At 53.6% G+C, this 16,564-nt stretch carries 16 protein-coding genes and 1 pseudogene; 11 read left to right on the plus strand and 6 right to left on the minus strand.

Going from position 1 to position 16,564, the window contains the following annotated elements; all coding sequences use genetic code 11:
- Positions 1-28: 28 nt before the first annotated feature.
- From AABB29_RS20100 to AABB29_RS20115, 4 genes are all read left to right on the plus strand, one after another.
- The gene (locus AABB29_RS20100) at positions 29-1,108 is read left to right on the plus strand and encodes a replication initiator protein A (protein WP_341369203.1); all 1,080 of its coding nucleotides are present in this window, start codon (positions 29-31) and stop codon (positions 1,106-1,108) included.
- 73 nt (positions 1,109-1,181) lie between these two features.
- Complete coding sequence (gene parA, locus AABB29_RS20105; RefSeq protein ID WP_341369202.1) at positions 1,182-1,805, plus strand: ParA family partition ATPase; 624 nt, start codon at positions 1,182-1,184, stop codon at positions 1,803-1,805.
- Between the two features lie 133 nt (positions 1,806-1,938).
- Positions 1,939-2,085: a hypothetical protein gene (locus tag AABB29_RS20110; protein ID WP_282063929.1), complete on the plus strand. Its 147-nt coding sequence runs from the start codon at positions 1,939-1,941 to the stop codon at positions 2,083-2,085.
- Between the two features lie 97 nt (positions 2,086-2,182).
- Positions 2,183-3,817: an Eco57I restriction-modification methylase domain-containing protein gene (locus tag AABB29_RS20115; RefSeq protein WP_341369190.1), complete on the plus strand. Its 1,635-nt coding sequence runs from the start codon at positions 2,183-2,185 to the stop codon at positions 3,815-3,817.
- Here the strand turns inward: AABB29_RS20115 and AABB29_RS20120 are convergent.
- Positions 3,814-5,016 (minus strand): phospholipase D family protein, encoded by a 1,203-nt coding sequence (locus AABB29_RS20120; RefSeq protein ID WP_341369191.1) that lies wholly within the window; start codon positions 5,014-5,016, stop codon positions 3,814-3,816. The genes AABB29_RS20115 and AABB29_RS20120 overlap by 4 nt on opposite strands.
- 157 nt (positions 5,017-5,173) lie before the next feature.
- Here AABB29_RS20120 and AABB29_RS20125 point away from each other — a divergent pair, with 157 nt between their 5' ends.
- Positions 5,174-5,824, plus strand: a complete 651-nt coding sequence (locus AABB29_RS20125; RefSeq protein ID WP_341369192.1) for a hypothetical protein — start codon at positions 5,174-5,176, stop codon at positions 5,822-5,824.
- A 68-nt stretch (positions 5,825-5,892) separates the two neighbouring features.
- On the opposite strand, the gene AABB29_RS20130 is transcribed toward AABB29_RS20125, so the two are convergent.
- Positions 5,893-6,432, minus strand: a complete 540-nt coding sequence (locus AABB29_RS20130; RefSeq protein ID WP_341369193.1) for a recombinase family protein — start codon at positions 6,430-6,432, stop codon at positions 5,893-5,895.
- A 206-nt stretch (positions 6,433-6,638) separates the two neighbouring features.
- Between AABB29_RS20130 and AABB29_RS20135 the strand changes: the two genes are divergently transcribed.
- Complete coding sequence (locus tag AABB29_RS20135; protein WP_341369194.1) at positions 6,639-6,812, plus strand: hypothetical protein; 174 nt, start codon at positions 6,639-6,641, stop codon at positions 6,810-6,812.
- Between the two features lie 397 nt (positions 6,813-7,209).
- On the plus strand, positions 7,210-7,821 hold the full coding sequence (locus tag AABB29_RS20140; protein ID WP_373636937.1) for a hypothetical protein: 612 nt from the start codon (positions 7,210-7,212) through the stop codon (positions 7,819-7,821).
- Between the two features lie 149 nt (positions 7,822-7,970).
- Here AABB29_RS20140 and AABB29_RS20145 read toward each other — a convergent pair whose 3' ends face one another.
- A complete protein-coding gene (locus tag AABB29_RS20145) occupies positions 7,971-8,159 on the minus strand; it encodes a hypothetical protein (RefSeq protein ID WP_341369195.1) in 189 nt (62 codons plus the stop codon).
- A 150-nt stretch (positions 8,160-8,309) separates the two neighbouring features.
- Between AABB29_RS20145 and AABB29_RS20150 the strand changes: the two genes are divergently transcribed.
- The 3 genes and pseudogenes from AABB29_RS20150 to AABB29_RS20160 all read left to right on the plus strand — a co-directional run bounded on the left by AABB29_RS20150 (position 8,310) and on the right by AABB29_RS20160 (position 10,824).
- Entirely contained in the window at positions 8,310-8,891 is a 582-nt protein-coding gene (locus AABB29_RS20150) for a hypothetical protein (protein ID WP_341369196.1), read from the plus strand.
- A pseudogene (locus AABB29_RS20155) lies at positions 8,888-9,886 on the plus strand (DNA-directed RNA polymerase subunit alpha); the annotation flags it as partial. The gene AABB29_RS20150 and the pseudogene AABB29_RS20155, both read left to right, overlap by 4 nt.
- 308 nt (positions 9,887-10,194) lie before the next feature.
- Positions 10,195-10,824, plus strand: coding sequence for a hypothetical protein (locus AABB29_RS20160; RefSeq protein ID WP_341369197.1), 630 nt, complete (start codon positions 10,195-10,197; stop codon positions 10,822-10,824).
- A gap of 594 nt (positions 10,825-11,418) precedes the next feature.
- On the opposite strand, the gene AABB29_RS20165 is transcribed toward AABB29_RS20160, so the two are convergent.
- The 3 genes from AABB29_RS20165 to AABB29_RS20175 all read right to left on the minus strand — a co-directional run bounded on the left by AABB29_RS20165 (position 11,419) and on the right by AABB29_RS20175 (position 14,264).
- A complete protein-coding gene (locus AABB29_RS20165; RefSeq protein WP_341369198.1) occupies positions 11,419-12,084 on the minus strand; it encodes a hypothetical protein in 666 nt (221 codons plus the stop codon).
- A complete protein-coding gene (locus AABB29_RS20170; protein WP_341369199.1) occupies positions 12,081-13,670 on the minus strand; it encodes a relaxase/mobilization nuclease domain-containing protein in 1,590 nt (529 codons plus the stop codon). Before AABB29_RS20170 ends, AABB29_RS20165 begins: the two co-directional genes overlap by 4 nt.
- A gap of 267 nt (positions 13,671-13,937) precedes the next feature.
- Positions 13,938-14,264 carry a MobC family plasmid mobilization relaxosome protein gene (locus AABB29_RS20175; RefSeq protein ID WP_341369200.1) on the minus strand — a complete coding sequence of 109 codons (327 nt, stop codon included), beginning with the start codon at positions 14,262-14,264 and terminating at the stop codon, positions 13,938-13,940.
- Between the two features lie 429 nt (positions 14,265-14,693).
- On the opposite strand from AABB29_RS20175, the gene AABB29_RS20180 reads away from it, so the two are divergent.
- Entirely contained in the window at positions 14,694-16,316 is a 1,623-nt protein-coding gene (locus AABB29_RS20180) for a type IV secretory system conjugative DNA transfer family protein (RefSeq protein WP_341369201.1), read from the plus strand.
- Positions 16,317-16,564: the final 248 nt, after the last annotated feature.

A 16,564-nucleotide genomic window follows, 5' to 3' on the forward strand; every position in this document is an offset into this window, starting at 1 on the left:
GGTGGGTGATATTACGAATAGTGCGGTCATGGTGGGTGATATTACGAAACCAGACAGAACGCCTCTCCTTCCCTTGCGCCACGCCCAAGGGGATTTTTTTGTATGCGATATCTTTGATGCTGCGCCCAAAGGCGATATGGCCTCGATGGCGCATCCGATCTTCACGCTCTCGACCAAGCCGGACACAAAGAAACGTCGCTACGTTGCAGCTGATGGAAAGAGCTACGTTGAGATCAGGCCCAATATGATCGGCCTTGCGACTGTCCATGACCGCGATGTGCTAATCTACTGTATCTCTCAGGTAATGGCTGCCTTGAATGACGGAAAGCAGGTGCATAGAACTCTCCGGTTCAAGGCGTATGATCTTCTGGTCGCAACCAACCGCCCTGTCGCGGGGACCGGATACACCGGCCTGAAAGCCGCTTTGGAGCGTCTTCAAGGCACCCAGGTCGAAACCAACATCACAACCGGCGGTGTGGAGCAGATTGACGGTTTTAGCTTGATCGACCGTTATCGGATCGTCCGAGAAACCCGTGATGGCCGGATGCTTGACCTCGAAGTCACCCTTTCGGATTGGGTATTCAATGCTATCGCAGGTGATGATGTTCTTACCCTCAACCGTCGCTATTTCCAACTCCGCAAGCCCTTGGAACGTCGTTTGTATGAGCTGGCTCGCAAGCAATGTGGGACGCAGCCGGAATGGAAGTGTGGCCTGGATAAGCTCAAAGACCGAACAGGCTCCACATCCTCAGATAAAGAGTTTCGGCGACTTGTCCGGGCAATTTGCAAGGCGGATGAAGAACACAACCACATGCCAGACTACGGTTTCAGGCTGGATGCTGACATCCTTACTGTCACGCCTAAACAGGAGTTTCTTGACCACTACGCGCCGAAGCCAAAGCAAGACCAGCTGACAGGCGGGTACATCTTGCCCCTCTCCCCAGATACTTTAGACCGTGCGCGAGAAGTTGCTCCGACGTGGGACGTCAATGTTCTCGCGCGCGAGTGGCGTAGCTATGCTGCAAAGCGAAAAGAGCCTCCTAAGAATCCAGATGCTGCATTCCTTGGGTTTTGTAAGAGCTGGTACAAGCGGCGCGGGCGGGCATAAACCACAAACCCACATTTGTATTTTAGATGTTTTGTGGGTTACCACATGCAGATGTTTCCGCTAGCGTGGCTAAATGATCATTTCGTTTCTCAATCAAAAAGGCGGAGTGGGTAAAACAACCCTCTCGATTAACGTCGCCGCACGACTGGCCTCGCATGGTCAAAAGGTCTTACTCGTAGACGCGGACAAGCAAGGCTCCGCTACTACTTGGGCTAGCCTGCGTGATGAAACCCCGTTTCAGGTCGTTTCAATGGCGAGAGAGAATCTTGCGAAGGATGTGATCCAACTAGCTGCCGACTTTGATGCAACTGTCATAGACGGCCCTCCCCATGCCGAAGGTATCGCTAGAGCCTGCATCATTGCTTCTGACTTTGTTGCATTGCCAATAGAGCCGTCTGGGCTTTCCACCTGGGCCTCTGACCTAACTGTAAAACAGGTAAAAGAGGCGCAGGATTTTAAGGAAACACTCAAATGTGGGTTTGTGGTTTCCCGCAAAATAGGGAATACAGTCATTGGACGCGAAATACGCTCTATGGCGGCTGACGCAGGTATCCAGCTTTTGAATGCAGAGGTAGAGCAACGTGTGGCATATGCTGAAAGCCTAACAATGGGCAAAACGATATTCGAATGGTCGCCCACGGGAACGGCTGCCAAGGAGATAGTAACTTTAACCGACGAGATTGTTCGACATGTCTAAGAAGACCTTTGCAACAGCACCGCGACCCAAACAGCTCGCCCCGGAACAAATAGATGCCTATGTCCATGGCGGGACAGGGCACGACACAACGCCTTTTGCGTCACCGGCAGCGGAAAAGCCCAAGGGTGGGGCAATGAAGAGGCTCAGCATTGATCTTCCAGAAGACGTGCATCGCCGTTTTAAAGTGGCTTGCGCGGCTTCAGGTCGAAAGATGGCGGTCGAATTGACGGCTTTCATTGAACGCCATACGGAAGAACTTGAACAGGAAACCAACAAATGATGTTTCCAACAAATGTGGGTATGTGGTTCAATTTGATAAACTGTCCGCAAAATCAGGAAGATATGGATCAACCTGCACATCAAAGGGCAGGGCGCGCATGAACTTCAAAGAATTTGAAACGCCGGAAAAACTCCGGGGCGGCTACTACACTCCGCACGACCTTGCGACGTTCTTAGTTCGCTGGATCGAAAAGGAAGCCCCTTCCCGTGTCCTAGAACCTAGCTGCGGTGATGGCGTGTTCTTAGATGCTTTGGGTTCGCGTAACTTCGCCGAACCTGTCCTCGGCTTTGAGCTCGATGAAATCGAAGCAAAGAAGGCCAAGGATCGCGCAGCGTCTGTCGGTCTGTCCGATGTGAACATTCAGGCTTCAGACTTTCTCGGATGGGCGCTCAAGGCGATGGAAACCAAGTCTGAACGCTTCGACGCTGTGATAGGCAACCCGCCTTTCATTCGATATCAATATCTGCCGCCACTCTTTCAGGATCGCGCTCAGGCCATCTTTGAAAAGCTGGGGTGTAAGTTCACCAAGCACACAAATGCTTGGGTGTCCTTCATCCTCGCTAGTTTTGAGCTTCTTCGCCCCGGTGGGCGTTTGGCCATGGTTGTACCAGCCGAAATCATCCATGTGATGCACGCACAGTCTTTGCGGTCATATCTGGGTGAAAATGCAAGAAGATTGGTCGTCGTAGACCCCGAAGAGCTTTGGTTTGAGGGGACACTTCAAGGCGCTGTGTTGTTAATGGCTGAAAAGAAGCGCAGAAAAAGTGACTATGCCGAAGGTCTCGGCATCTATCCGGTGCGCGGGCGTGATTTTTTAAGCCTAGATCCAGAAGACGTATTCAATGGAACGGCCCCGATAAATGGGAAGACCGTTGAAGGAAAGTGGACTCGCGCTCTGCTCGCTCCTTCAAGCCGTGACCTCCTAGACGAGTTGATAGAAGCGAAGGTAGCCCGTCGTTTTGATGACATTGCTCAAGTCGATGTCGGCATCGTCACGGGTGCGAACAAGTTCTTCTTGGTTCAAGATGAGATTGTTTCTCGCTTCAAACTGCAAAAATGGGCGCATCCGATGTTCGGTCGGAGCGAACATTGCCCTGGCGTAGTTTATGACGAGGACCAGCACCAAGCTAATGCCGCAACTGGGAAGCCGACAAATTTCATCTGGTTCCAAGACGCCAGTGTCGAGAAGACAGCTGCTGGCCGCAGATATATTCAGCAAGGCGAAAATGAAAATCTTCACACGCGGTACAAGTGCCGCATTCGCAAGGTTTGGTACTCCGTCCCATCCGTCTACTCAACGGAGGTTGGAATGTTGAAAAGAAGTCATGACACGCCGCGTCTAATTCTCAATAAAATAGGGGCCTATACAACAGATACGGCTTACCGCATTCGCGCAAAAGAAGGCACGGCAGATCAACTCGTATATGGGTTCTTAAATGGCCTAACAGCCCTGAGTGCAGAGCTGGAGGGCAGGCACTACGGTGGCGGTGTACTTGAGCTTGTTCCCTCAGAGATCGAGAAGCTACTTTTACCACCACCTTCAAAGGTGAAACCTCGTGTTGAAGAATTGGACAAGGCCGTCCGAACGATGCCGATGGATGCAGTGCTGTCACTCCAGACCAAGCGAGTTTTGGGCGATATGGGGTTGTCTAAGAGAGATCAAAGTGAGCTGCTTTCTGGGTGGAGTCGCCTTCGAAACAGGCGACACCGGGTATCCTCCGAAGCTGCTTAGTCAATTTCAATAACAAACAACCCTGGCTGCTTGTCATCAAGGTAGAGAAACATCGTTCGATCAAGTAAATCTTCCAGTGCCACCAAAGGCAACACGTCACCCCAGTGCAACTGCGTCATGCTGTTATTCTGCTTGTAAGCGGGGCTGTCTGTTCGACTATCATGTGTGAGCGCCATTTCGAAAACACCATAGTTCACATCTTTGATTATAATACGGAATTTCGCCTTTGATCTCTCAAGATGCTCCTTCTTAACAGTATCGTCATGCTGCCAATCTAATTCAGCGAAAACAGTGTCTCGGAAATAGTGCTTCTGGTCGATATCCGAGAACGCGCCTTTAGCAAAAAGCATTGAACCAGTTCGGGCCGTATTTTCACCTGTTGGAATGTTTAAGGCCCTACGGGTCAGAGCTTTACTTTCCCACACCAGTTTGAGGTGATCTGATGCTGGCGCTCCAGACACTAGAGCTTCCACAGCTTGTGCCGGAGCATCCTCGGTGGGAGCGTCTGGAGCCGCTGGTTCAATACCCCTCCCGATCGGAGCGACGGCTGCGAACTTCAGCTTCTTTTTCTCCAGCTTCATCTGAGGCACTGCGTCAAGCTTACGGTCGCCAGATGATCTATTTGGTGAAGGGGCTGGCTTCACACTTTCATCAGTCAATCGACCGGCCACTAACAGCAATTGGACCTGCTCCAATGTGGTGACCTCCACAACATGAGCAGGGAAATCAGCGATCATGGCATCGATCTTGCCTTCTAAGTCCGCGACCAAAGCGGCCTCATCAGCCACCCCCATATCAGCGATAACTTTGAGGCTCGCTTCAATATTTGAGTTAAGACCGCCCACGGTCAAATTAGCACTGCCAAGAACAAGTCGCGCTTCCTGGTCGCTCTTGCCTAGATAGATTTTCGGGTGAAACACGACCCCTCTAGAACCTGTATCAACAGCGTATGTTTTGCAGCCACATTCGACACACGCGAGCAAGCCTTGAGCGGAAGTTATGCCATTTCGTATCCCAGCCAAAATGACTGTCTTGTCCGCAATAGGTTTCAGAATATCACTAAGAAGCCCAAAGCCTCGCTCGGTCAGAAACGCGACACTAATCACAACCCTAGTAACATTCGCAACGGATATGGCATCCCGAATTTCGTCGAGATGACTATCCCCAGTTATGCCCTGTAAAATGAATTTTTTTGTCATTGCGCCCACTCGATTCGTCGTCTTCACTCTACAGAGGTAAGTTCAGGAGGCCCATAAAGCAGAAGCTTTCTAAGCTAGATGACGATACAGAGGACGGATCAGATGAAACATGTGATAGTTTTTATGATTAGAAGAAGTTTTTAGAGGAAAATTGGAAATGATCAGGATAGTTATTTTTTTTGCGATGTCCTTTCTACCAACATCAGTCCTTGCACAAGAGCTGACGGTTCAAGAGTGGCTGGATGTCTATATCGACGCATGTGTGGGAAGCGGCAGTGTTTTCACGGCATCTGGGGAACTAGAAGCAGACGGAAACTTGTCACTACGCACGGTCAGGCTGAATGGCGCTTTAGAGGGAAGCGTGAGCGTTTCCAAGACGGAATTTAGGTTGTTGAGCACAGGCATCACTAATAGCATTAGCGATGCGGCAGCTGGTCAAGCATCTGAACTCCGCCAGTGTATGGAACCGCTACGAAGCGTACTCATACAAGCCATGGCACAAGACCTAGATTCTACAAATCAATCATCAGTACAAATTCTCGATCCATACGAGAATGCTGTATTAAGGTACGTATCAAATACCGCGGGAATTTATGGTGAGGTCGGGCAAGTCGTTAGGCTTGATGAAGCGATCCAGAGTGTTACTGGAGTGTCCGGCCTTCGTATGCAATCCGTAGTGAACAGCCTCGGACAAAAAGGGCTGTTGATAGAGATTTCACTCACCGCAATTCTAGAAGGGACCGGCAACTCACTTTCCTTGACAGATAGAGGTATAGAATACGCTCTAGCTTTTGGTTTGGCAGGCTAAGCACAGCAAATTTGTTCTTCATATAATGACTTTCTGACCTAAGATTTTTAAATCCGAGGGTCGGCTGATCAAGCGCGACGCACAGTGCGCTCACTAACTTTGAATAACCGTGCAATCTCTGGAACGGAACGGTGCTCGCCATCTCTCATGCGCCGGACCTCGTCCTTCTGCGCCGCTGACAGGGCAGGGGGCCTACCTCCGATTCTGCCTCGCTTGCGGGCAGACGCCAGACCTTCCCTAGTCCGCTCTGATACCCGCTCTCGCTCAAACTGAGCGATGGATGCGAAGACATGGAACACAAGACGACCAGCCGGCGTCGTTGTGTCTATGTCCTCGGCTAGGGACCGGAAGCCGGCACCGCGCTCGCGGATCGTCTCCACGATCTCCAAAAGGTCTTTCAGAGACCGTGCGAGGCGGTCGTATTTGGTGACTGTCACAACATCGCCGTCGCGGAGCTGGTCCAGCATCCTATCCAGCTCGGGTCGTTCGCGCTTCGATCCACTGATCTTGTCGGCAAACAGTTTGCCAGCTCCAGCCGCTTCCAGGGCGTCGGTCTGGGCATCAAGATTCTGGTCGTCAGTGCTGACGCGGGCATATCCAATGATCATGCTTCATTGTGACAAAAACCTGCCAAAACCGCAAAGGTTTTGCCGGGGGTTTTTGTCCAACTTAAGCAATTGATCTGGTGTGATGCAGGGCAGAGTGCCAAAAACGACCGTTTTTGACCGATCTCCCAGCATGTTTGTGGACTCTTGACACTCTTCGACCTAGTATCAAAATTGTAGTTTGGGCTCATCACAGCAAGAAGGTTTAAATGAAGCAGTTTTCCAAAGATGAGCTTGCAGAGATATCGCGCAGGCAGATCGCCTTTGCGGAACATTCGGAGGCACCGGGAGAGGTAACGCCGTTTAGCAAACTTGTGAAGCTAGAGAATGAGATTGCTCAAGAACTCAACGGTGCGAAACTCAAGAGTAACGGCCAAGGATAACTTGTCCCCGAGAATTTTGGTCTGTGCGCTTGGACACCCCCGATTTCATTCCCGACCCCGATTTCTACCAAATCAGACTGGATTATGTCTGCTCTCACCTGTCTGAAGAGCGCAAGAAGCGTTCATTTCCGGCTATCGGCTCGGAATCTAGACTACGCCCGGTGGTAGCGCTACAAACGGAACTCTTCCGATACATCGAGAAGAGAAATAAGATCATTCAGTTGAATGCGGTAACTACACTTCCATCCGTTGAGATAGCTCGGGTAGGCGGTCGACCGGTCAACGTTTACCTCATAAATGTAGGGCATTTCGAAGGCCGATACCAATACTCGCCAAGCACAAACACGATCTATGGGTCAGTGTTTAGCTGGCGCGAGATTGAATTCCCCTTAGCGACATGATCGGTGTTCGCAACTACTGGATCGTTGCCTGGCTCGGCGTTCTGATCTGCTTGGTCGGCATCGCTCATGGGCTTCTCTCATCTTCGGCAACGGTCGCAAACAAGTATGGTGCAGTCGCCGTTGCATTGACCTTCGGAATGCTATTCTTAAGCCGAGGAACAGCCTTTAGGCTTCTTGATACACCAGTCGTTTTTGAAACTGCCTCAACACCGATTGCTGAGCGCCTTGAGGCGGCAATTTCGGACCTTAGCTCAAAGAGATTCGCCGAAGCCAGTTCCGTAAGAGCGCTAGTCGAATGCCTGGTGGAGTTGGATACTAAAGTGGAGGTGGCTTTGGTAAGCGGCGAAAGGGAACGCGCAGACGAGTTTGGTAGTCTGGTCAAGACGACTATCGAGGCGCTTCCAGGAACAAAAAGAACAGCTGTCGAAGCTAATTTCCTGGCAAGAAGAGCCCTACACAGTGCTCAGCGAAACAGAGAAGGTCTTGCTGCCTTGTTGGATAGCAACCGAAAAGAGTCCGTACCCATTGCCATGTTAAGCATAGTGGCCACCCTTTGTGCGGGACTTGGAGACGCTGTCGTCGGTGCTATTCAGTGGATGTTCACGTAGTCTTACAGTGCTTGGTTGGAGTTAGCCCTACTCGAAAGTGAGCAACCAACTCCAACTTCTGTCTGGTTTCACCTGAGGTTTTGGCGCGGCGCTCGCGCCGATGTTGCGTAAGTTGTGACTGACGCTAACTGACTCACATTCCACGTTTGTTAGCCGTCTGCTTGAGCGACCCTCATGTGGTTAACGCTGACATCGAAGAATGGATGCTGCTGAACGTGAGCTGCATCATTCTCCGTAACATTGCCTCTGTTCCGATCACTCACGAAGATGGCAATCATCGCGATGAGGGTGAGAAAGGCAATGAGCACCCGTAAAAGCCGGTATGTCTCTTCGCTCATGTCATCTGCTCCTTGCTTCGTCGTCGGCAGTTCTTGCCTGACATTAAAGAGGACGCTGAACGAACCGATTTTGGCGCTACAAAAAAAATATTTTGCACGTGGCAAAAACTGCCTTCGTGGTGTCCTCTTATATATGGAGGCGTATTTTCAATGAGCTTAGACCATCGACGGTATCAAGCCGGTGACGATCCTGACTGGGACAGACTGCGCGGTTTGGTTCGCGAGAACCTTGGTTTGAATGACGCGAGTCTTTATCGCGCACGAGAAGGGCAATCATTTGAGGATGTGTTTCACGACGTCATCATCGATTTGAGAACTGGTGACATGTCCATCTCAAGGAGCGAACAAGATCTCGTCTATTTGTTGTCTGAAAGCGTCAAAAGGAAATGGGCGACCCTTACGCGCCGCTCAGTCAGACGCGGAAAAATCATTAATAAAATCGAGCCAGATGCTGTCCCGGACATAGAGCAGAAAATTTCACACCAGCAGCAACTATTGCTTGTACGAAGTGCAGTTGAAGCCGACCTCGAAGCTCGCTTGCTACTTGCAGCCTGCGCAAAGGGCGTACCCTTCAAGGACAATGAAACGCTTTCAGTCGTCTTGCGTCTTCCAAAGAACCGTATCGAGAATGCGAAAAAGCGGCTTATCCGAGCAGCACAGCATGTGGCAGAGACAAGCTCTGTCGATATCCCAATCGATGCTTCCACCGCTAGAAAGGGTGGTAAATCATGATCCACAATAACTGGGCTGAGCTCATCAAACCAACGCAGCTCGAAGTCAAACGGGGCAATGATCCCGCGCGTCAGGCAACTGTCATTGCAGAACCTCTTGAGCGTGGCTTTGGCCTGACGCTGGGCAACGGGCTGCGCCGCATCCTGATGTCGTCGCTGCAAGGTGCCGCGATCACCGCCGTGCAGATTGACAATGTGCTGCACGAATTCTCGTCTGTCTCTGGCGTACGCGAAGATGTCACCGACATCGTCCTGAACCTCAAAGGTGTGGCGGTCCGCATGGAAGTCGAAGGGCCAAAGCGTCTTTCGGTTCAGGCGAAGGGCCCAGGTGTTGTCACGGCTGGCAATATCTCTGAAACTGCTGGCATCGAGATCCTGAACAAGGACCATGTACTGTGCCATCTTGATGATGGCGCAGAACTTTACATGGAACTGACCGTCAATACCGGGAAGGGCTATGTGTCTGCAGACAAGAACAAACCCGAAGATGCACCCATTGGCATGATTGCTATCGATACAATCTATTCGCCGGTTAAAAAGGTCAGCTATGACGTGCAGCCCACCCGTGAAGGTCAGGTGCTCGACTATGATAGGCTGACCTTGAAAATCGAAACGGACGGGTCGCTGACGCCTGACGATGCGGTGGCTTATGCCGCGCGCATTCTGCAGGATCAGTTGTCGATCTTCGTCAACTTTGATAAACCTGAAAGCGCTCAGGCTGGTTCTGACGATGATGGTCTGGAATTCAACCCGCTGCTGCTCAAGAAGGTCGACGAGCTTGAACTGTCGGTGCGGTCTGCAAACTGCCTGAAGAACGACAACATCGTCTATATCGGTGATCTGATCCAGAAGACCGAAGCAGAAATGCTGCGCACGCCGAACTTCGGCCGCAAGTCCTTAAACGAAATCAAGGAAGTGCTGTCGGGCATGGGTCTGCATCTTGGCGTGCATATCGAAGACTGGCCGTCTGAGAACATCGAGGGTCTGGCTGAACAGATGGCAGTGACGGAGCAAGGCCTGCTGGAACTCCAGACGGAAGTCGCTCGCCTTGCGGAACTTCCCCCTGACGATTTTCTTGCAGAGGTTGACGCGAAAGCCGTGCTGCTCGCTTTGGCTGATTGTGCCGCGGTCTTACCAGGGCAGCTCGCGCACGAGGACTACGCTTAGGCCATAGTTTCTCTGAACTCGTGGCCTACATTTCTCACGATGGTGTTCTGTCTCGATAGTTCGAAAGGATTGAAGGGCGCACTGGTTTGCGCGACAATACTTTGTAAAAGGGATTCAAAGGCAAAGGATGCTATGACATGCTCCGAATGATGGCATTCGGCTTGGCCCTCGCCCTTGGGGGTATGGCCCAAGCCAATGATCATGACAGGCTAAGTGAACTCGCTGCGCGATATGTTGAGATCGCCACCTTCACTCAGGATAGGGGTGATGGAGACAGTTTTATGGCCCAAGAGGTAGTAGTCGCTTCGGGAAACCCTTGCTTTCTGCACTTCGATTCTATTCATCTCCACGCTTATCAGCCGGTCCAGGTCAATGGGGAGGGTGGCTTTTATGTCATGAGTATTGCTTCGCACGAAGCCCATTTGAGAGCGGTAACCTCTATCGAACCACACTACTACTACATCGACCAGCCGCCAATCGGGTTAAAACTCAGCTATGACGGATGGGGGGAAACCGACGTGGTCGTTGGAAGATACTACGCAAGCCGCCGCTTCGATCCTGGTGCAGTTCTCTCCATCAATCTTCAAGCGCTACTTCGCGACATTCTGGCCTTTCGGGTGGATACGCTTCAATATCCTGATTTAGAACGTCGGACGGTTCCGATTAAAAATGAGTTTCGTCTTAATACAGTCGACGGGCGTAGCCTTGAGCATCGGATGGCAGAGGAAACGGCCCTCATCGCGCTTTGGGAGGCCTGCCGGGCCTGACAGGACCCAAAAGCGAAAAAGCCGGACTGCAGCGACTGTGGATGCGGACGAATTTAGAGCACTCCAACCACTACGAGTGGTCAGGCTTCAGCCGCTATGTTGCCGCTAGTTGAGGATGATCGTTCCGTCGGCCAAACCTACCAATAAGCTAGCGGGAACAGCTTGCGCACTTGAAGTAGGGGCACGTGGGAGCGAAATGACTGGGAGGGCTATAGCCCTCCCAGTCGAGTTCAACTCAAATCATGAAAGGAGGGTTTAACGATGCTGGCATTTACAGTTTTCCGCCTGGTGTTCCTTTATTCAGTTGCCGCCTACTAAGGCTTAGCGATTTCAAAGGCACTGCATCAACACAGCCTATGGCTACATCAAAAAGGTAACGTCATGGAAACAGCACTGCTGAGCATGTGGTTTATCCTCGCAAATGCGGGAAAAGTATTGCTCTAAGAAACTTTGACACCCTTCTCTAAAGAGAGGGGTGTTACTCTTTCGCACAATGCGAAAAATCTAGCCCCCAAAATGAGCACCTCCGGCAAACCCGGTGCGGTTCAGGTCCAATGTTGTCCTAGAGATAGTGGACCGATCCGGGCTAGCCTACTACACCGGTCTCGCATTCTCCGTCTCCATCTCCCAAATCGCATCGTATCGCGCGAGCTCCTGATCCAGACGGTTCACATCCTCATATCCCGCAAAGCTGTCCAGCATCACCCCCAATGCCATGAACTCCAGGTGGTAGCCCACGAATGACCGCTCAGCATCGGACATCCAGTCGTCAATGAGCGCGGCCCGTTCATTCTGCGGCGCCCGCCGGACGGCATCGCGCAAGAGCCGTCCCTCAGCTTCCAGAACATAAAGATCATCATCGATGTTCCTATGGGCATGCAGGATACTTGGGTCGTGATGTTCTGGTTTGGCACCAACAGCGAGCCGGAAGCCCCATTCCAGCATCTGCGCGATACCGATCAGCCGCTGATACAGCGCTGACTGATCATCATCGTCATAGCCATCATCTGGCACATCATAGATCGGCACATTCTCCGCCACCTGTTCGGCCAACGAAGGGTTTTGCCATGGCAGACCGTTTTTCCAGCCCAGAACGTTCTCATCAGCATGCGAGATCAAATCAACACGGTGGGCGCACTCCCGAAAGGGTGCCGCCAGCAGCGCACCTTTGCCGATGTCGCTGACATAGATGGGCGGCGAGGTCGCACCATCTTCCTGGCGGAACACTATCGACCCGCTTGTCGGTTTCTTATCAGTCACCGTTCCCGATCCCCGCGTTGCTTCTGCATGATGTCCCTGATCCTTTCGTCCCGCGCATTCACCTGCTCGATCTGTTCTGCGCGGTCATCAATCTGTTCACGCTGTCGATCAGTGCGTTCGTTGACGCGGTCTGCCTGTTCAAGGCCTCGGTCACTGCGTCCAGGCGCTCCTCCAGCGCGTTCTGTCTGCTGGCCAGCCTCGCTATCTCGCCGGAACAGCGCTCTGTATATTTCAAGAGCTGCTGATCCGTACTCTGAGAGGCGGAGGCCAATGTTTCGGATATGGCGGCCAAGCTCTCGAACTCTTGCAAGAGCGCTTTCTCTAAGCTGGTCAACTGGTCCATGGCTTACTCCCCGATCCTGACGCAGGGTGTCCGTGTTTCCCCGCATTGATACATCTGCGTTGTCGTCGCGGGCAGCATCAGAACCTCCTGACCGTCGATCTCCATTAGGCTGATCCCGCTCAGAGCGTTGATCCGCGTTTCCTGTTCCCTTATCTCCGCCCTCCGATCCAGCCATGTCCCGGCTGTCTCTGTCGCGCTGATCCCGAGATAACTCATCACCAGCCAGGGGATCATCGCGATGATCGCGGCTGTCACTGCGCTTGTGATCATCACGTTGCGCATCGTCTGCTTTGGCCTGATCTCGATCTCTGCCAATGCGCTCAGCATCCGGTTCCTGCTGGCGCTGATCTGCGCCTCGATCTCCATAATCTGGCCGTTGATACTTTCCCTGGTTTGCTTCAGCGCGTCGGTCGATGATTGTCGCAAGTTCTCTGCGAGCTGCATCAGCTCGTTCTGGATCGCGGCCTCCATCGCCCTGGCGTCCTCCGCCGACCTGACTCTCAGTCTCTCGGTGATATTCTGTGGCCCTGGTCCATCCTGCGTCATAAATCCGTCCTTTCAATCGCCAGCGCTCACCGCTCTCGGGGTCAAGCGCGGTCACGTAATTCTGGCCTGCACGTGGCACATCGAACCCCGCATCTTTCAGCGAGGTGATGATGTCGTCGCGGTTGGTGATGACCCCACTCACGATGCGGTCTTCGAGATAACTTGTGATCGCCATGCGTGCGTCCTGACGATCCGCTTTCTCAAAGCTGAACTGCTGCGACCGCGCACGGTCTGGATCGTCTGGTCGTGCCCAGCCTTTCTCGTAATTCCAGGCATCCCTGAGGGGCGCGTAGGACTTCTCCCAACCCGGCGGCGCGATGTTCAGCGCCTTGCCCGTGGAAAGCTCCATGCGCGGCACAAGGAAGTGCAGCTCAACGCGCCCTTCCCCGGTATGGCTGTGGCGCACCCAGGTGATGTCATATTGATCACGCTCCAGCCCTGCGAAGGCGAGCCGCTCAAAATCATCCATGACCTTTGCCTGATCTGCTGCACTCGGCGCGTCCGTGGGTGCAAAGCTGATGACGCCGGTCGTAAAGGTCCACTTGCGATCCTGGCTGTCGATCAGCTCGCGGGTCTGTGCGATGTCGCCACGCAGGACCTCGGGCGGGTTGCCCTCGCGCCCTACCCGCTCGGGATCGACCAGGTAGTTGGCAATCGCACCGCCCCCTCCTTTGCCGCCGAAGAACTTGATCAGCATGCCGCATGCCCCCGTGCATTTGGCCGGGTCGTGGCTGCCCGTAGCGTTTTGCGCAAACAATGCGGAGTGCGCTGATGACCGAACACAGACAACTGAGCCTCTTTATCGAAGGCGTTCGCTGGGTCGCACTGGCACCGGACCCACGCATGGCCATGTCGCAGATCGACGAGTGGTTCGCGTCCCTGCCATGCGGTGTGCTGACTATCGAAGAACGGCATGGGTGCGTTCTGCGTGCACAGATTGCAGCACAGCGACAATACGCAGCCGCTACCGATCATCGGGGACCTCATAGGCCTTGCGCAAGGCTGCCAGCTCACGATCAATCTCGATGAGCCGTCCGATCACCGCCGCACTGTCGGCATAGCGCTGATCCCGGTTGGCCCATCGCGCAAGCTGGTTGAGATTGTTCCCCAGCCGCGCCAATTGCCGCAACAGAGCGGGATCAACCCGCCGCAACTGATGCCGTCGCTCGACACGCACACCGTCCAGTGTCTGTCGTGCAAGGTCAGAGAAGCTCACACCCTTGGTGCGAGCCTTCTCGTACCAGGCATCACGCTGCTCTGCTGTGGCGCGGAATTTGATCCAGATCGACATGGGCCTGCTCCTGTCTGACGGCGCGTTCCGGTGCGCCTACCTCCCGCCGGGTTCCCTGTTCAGGGAGCGGGAGGCCTTTGGCGTTTGACCAGCCCGGACCCCAAATATCCGGGGCTGGCAAACGCAATCGACCATAGGTCGATCCGGGGGATCGAAGGGGGCAACGCCCCGCTCGCCAGCCACTTGTGGCCGCATCTCCCGCAAGGGAGGTGTGGCCACAAGGGTATGCTGGCTAAAGTTGAGATGATCCCACAACAATCCAGTCGTCAAGGTTGTTTTGCACACCTCGCCATTTTGGATTCTTGATCCTGCCCACGGTTCTAGCACACCCGGTCTGCCATTTGGAGGCAATGGGTCGTATCAATCTGACGTTGACTGATCCGGTCCCGCGATGTCCCCTGATCCTGTTTGCAACGAGGACGTTTTGCCATGCCCTACCAGGATAGACCAAAGAGCAAGACCGGCTCTGTCGTGGATAGCGTTGGCGAGATTATCCAGCAGACGATCTTCCTGCTACTGTCCGTGGGTGTCCTTGGCCTGTTTGGCGCATTGGGTCTGTTAATGATCTTGGGCGTAAGTCTCGGACAGGCCTCTGCCTCTGGGGTCTTGCTTGCCGCCCTGCCCTTCAGCCTGATCGGTTTTGTTGGGTGGTTCCGACAATCACCGCTCTGGGGCAAGTTCTTCCATGATCCGCGTGACAGTCACGGCTCGGCCCGTTTTGCAGACCAGGGTGAAGCGAAGACCCTGTCGCACGATCATGGGCTGCTCATCGGCGCGGATTGTGAGACCGGCAGGTTCCTGCGGTATGACGGCAAAGCGCATCTCATGACACTGGCTCCCACCCGCTCCGGTAAAGGCGTCGGCACCATCATCCCCAATCTGCTGAAGGTCCAACATTCCGTGATTGTCATCGACCCCAAGGGTGAGAATGCACGGATCACAGGATCAACACGGGCGCAGATGGGACCGCTTTACGTCCTCGACCCTTTTGGCATCTCCGGGCATCCTTCTGCGGCCTTCAATCCGCTCGCTGAACTCGACCCCACCAGCCCTGATCTGGGCGAGGATGCTGCCGCCCTGGCCGACGCGCTGGTGGTCGATCCGCCTGACCAGGTACAGGACGCCCATTGGAACGAGGAAGCCAAGGCCTTTATCACGGGACTGATCCTCTGGTGTGTCTGTCACGAACCGGAAGCAGACCGGACTCTGGGCAGGCTGCGTGAACTGCTCACCCTGCCCGGCGATCAATTTGCAGAGCTTCTCGTGGACATGCAGGACAGCGACAAGGCAGGCGGTCTGATCGCCCGTGCGGCCAACAGGCACCTGAGCAAAGCAGATCGCGAAGCCGCCTCCGTGCTCTCCAATGCACAGCGCCACACCCATTTCCTGGACAGCCCGCGCATGATTACCGTGACACAAAAATCGGACTTTCGCTTTGCTGATCTGCGCGATGGGATCGCCTCGGTCTTTGTCGTGCTTCCACCGGACCGTCTGGACGTCTATGCGCGCTGGCTGCGCCTCATCGTCTCCCAGGGCCTCCAGGACATCGTCAGGGCAGCGCAGAGCGCTCCAGAGGCCGTTTCAGGCTCTGAGACAACCCACAGGCCCCCTACCCTCTTCCTGCTGGATGAATTCGCGTCTCTGGGCCGTCTGACGGCAGTCGAGCGCGCAATGGGTCTCATGGCGGGCTACGGTGTCCAGCTCTGGCCTATTCTGCAGGACCTCAGTCAACTGAAAACCCTCTACGGCCAAAGTGCCAATACCTTCATGGCCAACTCTGGGGTGATTCAGACATTCGGTGTGAACGATTATGAAACGGCCAAGTGGCTCAGTCTCACCATCGGTCAGGAAACCCGTCAGTTCCACACCAGGTCATCGGATGGCACCAAGAGCGAAGGTCTCCACGCCCGCGACCTGCTCACCCCCGATGAAATCATGCTCCTCGACCCTTCTCTGCAAATCCTGAAGGTGCAAGGCATGTCCCCGCTCGTGGCGAAGAAGATCGTTTATTACGAGGATGAGAGGTTTGGGGGTTTTCAAGAGCTATGGTGAGAGGGATAAATATGCGGCGCTTATGGTTATCCACAGGCTCTGATTGGCTTAGTGAGTGTTATATAAGTGTTAGAGTCTGTGTTACGCGAATCGGAGCCCTCCGTATCTCGTTGAAAACAGTACCTAAATCATCCTCATTTTCAGCCTTTGGTGGGTGATACTACGATAAGCAGTGTGTGATCTTACGAAAGATGGTGTGTGATCTTACGAAAGCCGCTTGGTGGGTGATATTACGAAACACTTGCGTT

It is taken from the genome of Yoonia sp. BS5-3 (assembly GCF_038069655.2).
In the GTDB taxonomy this organism is placed as follows: Bacteria; Pseudomonadota; Alphaproteobacteria; order Rhodobacterales; family Rhodobacteraceae; genus Yoonia; species Yoonia phaeophyticola.

Bases quoted from the DNA above. Each gene is read 5' to 3' on its own strand.
- AABB29_RS20110 (WP_282063929.1), top strand. From the start codon at position 1,939: ATGAAGAGGCTCAGCATTGATCTTCCAGAAGACGTGCATCGCCGTTTT.
- AABB29_RS20150 (WP_341369196.1), top strand. From the start codon at position 8,310: ATGAGCTTAGACCATCGACGGTATCAAGCCGGTGACGATCCTGACTGG.
- AABB29_RS20160 (WP_341369197.1), top strand. From the start codon at position 10,195: ATGCTCCGAATGATGGCATTCGGCTTGGCCCTCGCCCTTGGGGGTATG.
- AABB29_RS20140 (WP_373636937.1), top strand. From the start codon at position 7,210: ATGATCGGTGTTCGCAACTACTGGATCGTTGCCTGGCTCGGCGTTCTG.
- parA (WP_341369202.1), top strand. From the start codon at position 1,182: ATGATCATTTCGTTTCTCAATCAAAAAGGCGGAGTGGGTAAAACAACC.
- AABB29_RS20130 (WP_341369193.1), bottom strand. From the start codon at position 6,432: ATGATCATTGGATATGCCCGCGTCAGCACTGACGACCAGAATCTTGAT.
- AABB29_RS20120 (WP_341369191.1), bottom strand. From the start codon at position 5,016: ATGACAAAAAAATTCATTTTACAGGGCATAACTGGGGATAGTCATCTC.
- AABB29_RS20115 (WP_341369190.1), top strand. From the start codon at position 2,183: ATGAACTTCAAAGAATTTGAAACGCCGGAAAAACTCCGGGGCGGCTAC.
- AABB29_RS20135 (WP_341369194.1), top strand. From the start codon at position 6,639: ATGAAGCAGTTTTCCAAAGATGAGCTTGCAGAGATATCGCGCAGGCAG.
- AABB29_RS20175 (WP_341369200.1), bottom strand. From the start codon at position 14,264: ATGTCGATCTGGATCAAATTCCGCGCCACAGCAGAGCAGCGTGATGCC.
- AABB29_RS20100 (WP_341369203.1), top strand. From the start codon at position 29: ATGGTGGGTGATATTACGAAACCAGACAGAACGCCTCTCCTTCCCTTG.
- AABB29_RS20145 (WP_341369195.1), bottom strand. From the start codon at position 8,159: ATGAGCGAAGAGACATACCGGCTTTTACGGGTGCTCATTGCCTTTCTC.
- AABB29_RS20180 (WP_341369201.1), top strand. From the start codon at position 14,694: ATGCCCTACCAGGATAGACCAAAGAGCAAGACCGGCTCTGTCGTGGAT.
- AABB29_RS20170 (WP_341369199.1), bottom strand. From the start codon at position 13,670: ATGCTGATCAAGTTCTTCGGCGGCAAAGGAGGGGGCGGTGCGATTGCC.
- AABB29_RS20125 (WP_341369192.1), top strand. From the start codon at position 5,174: ATGATCAGGATAGTTATTTTTTTTGCGATGTCCTTTCTACCAACATCA.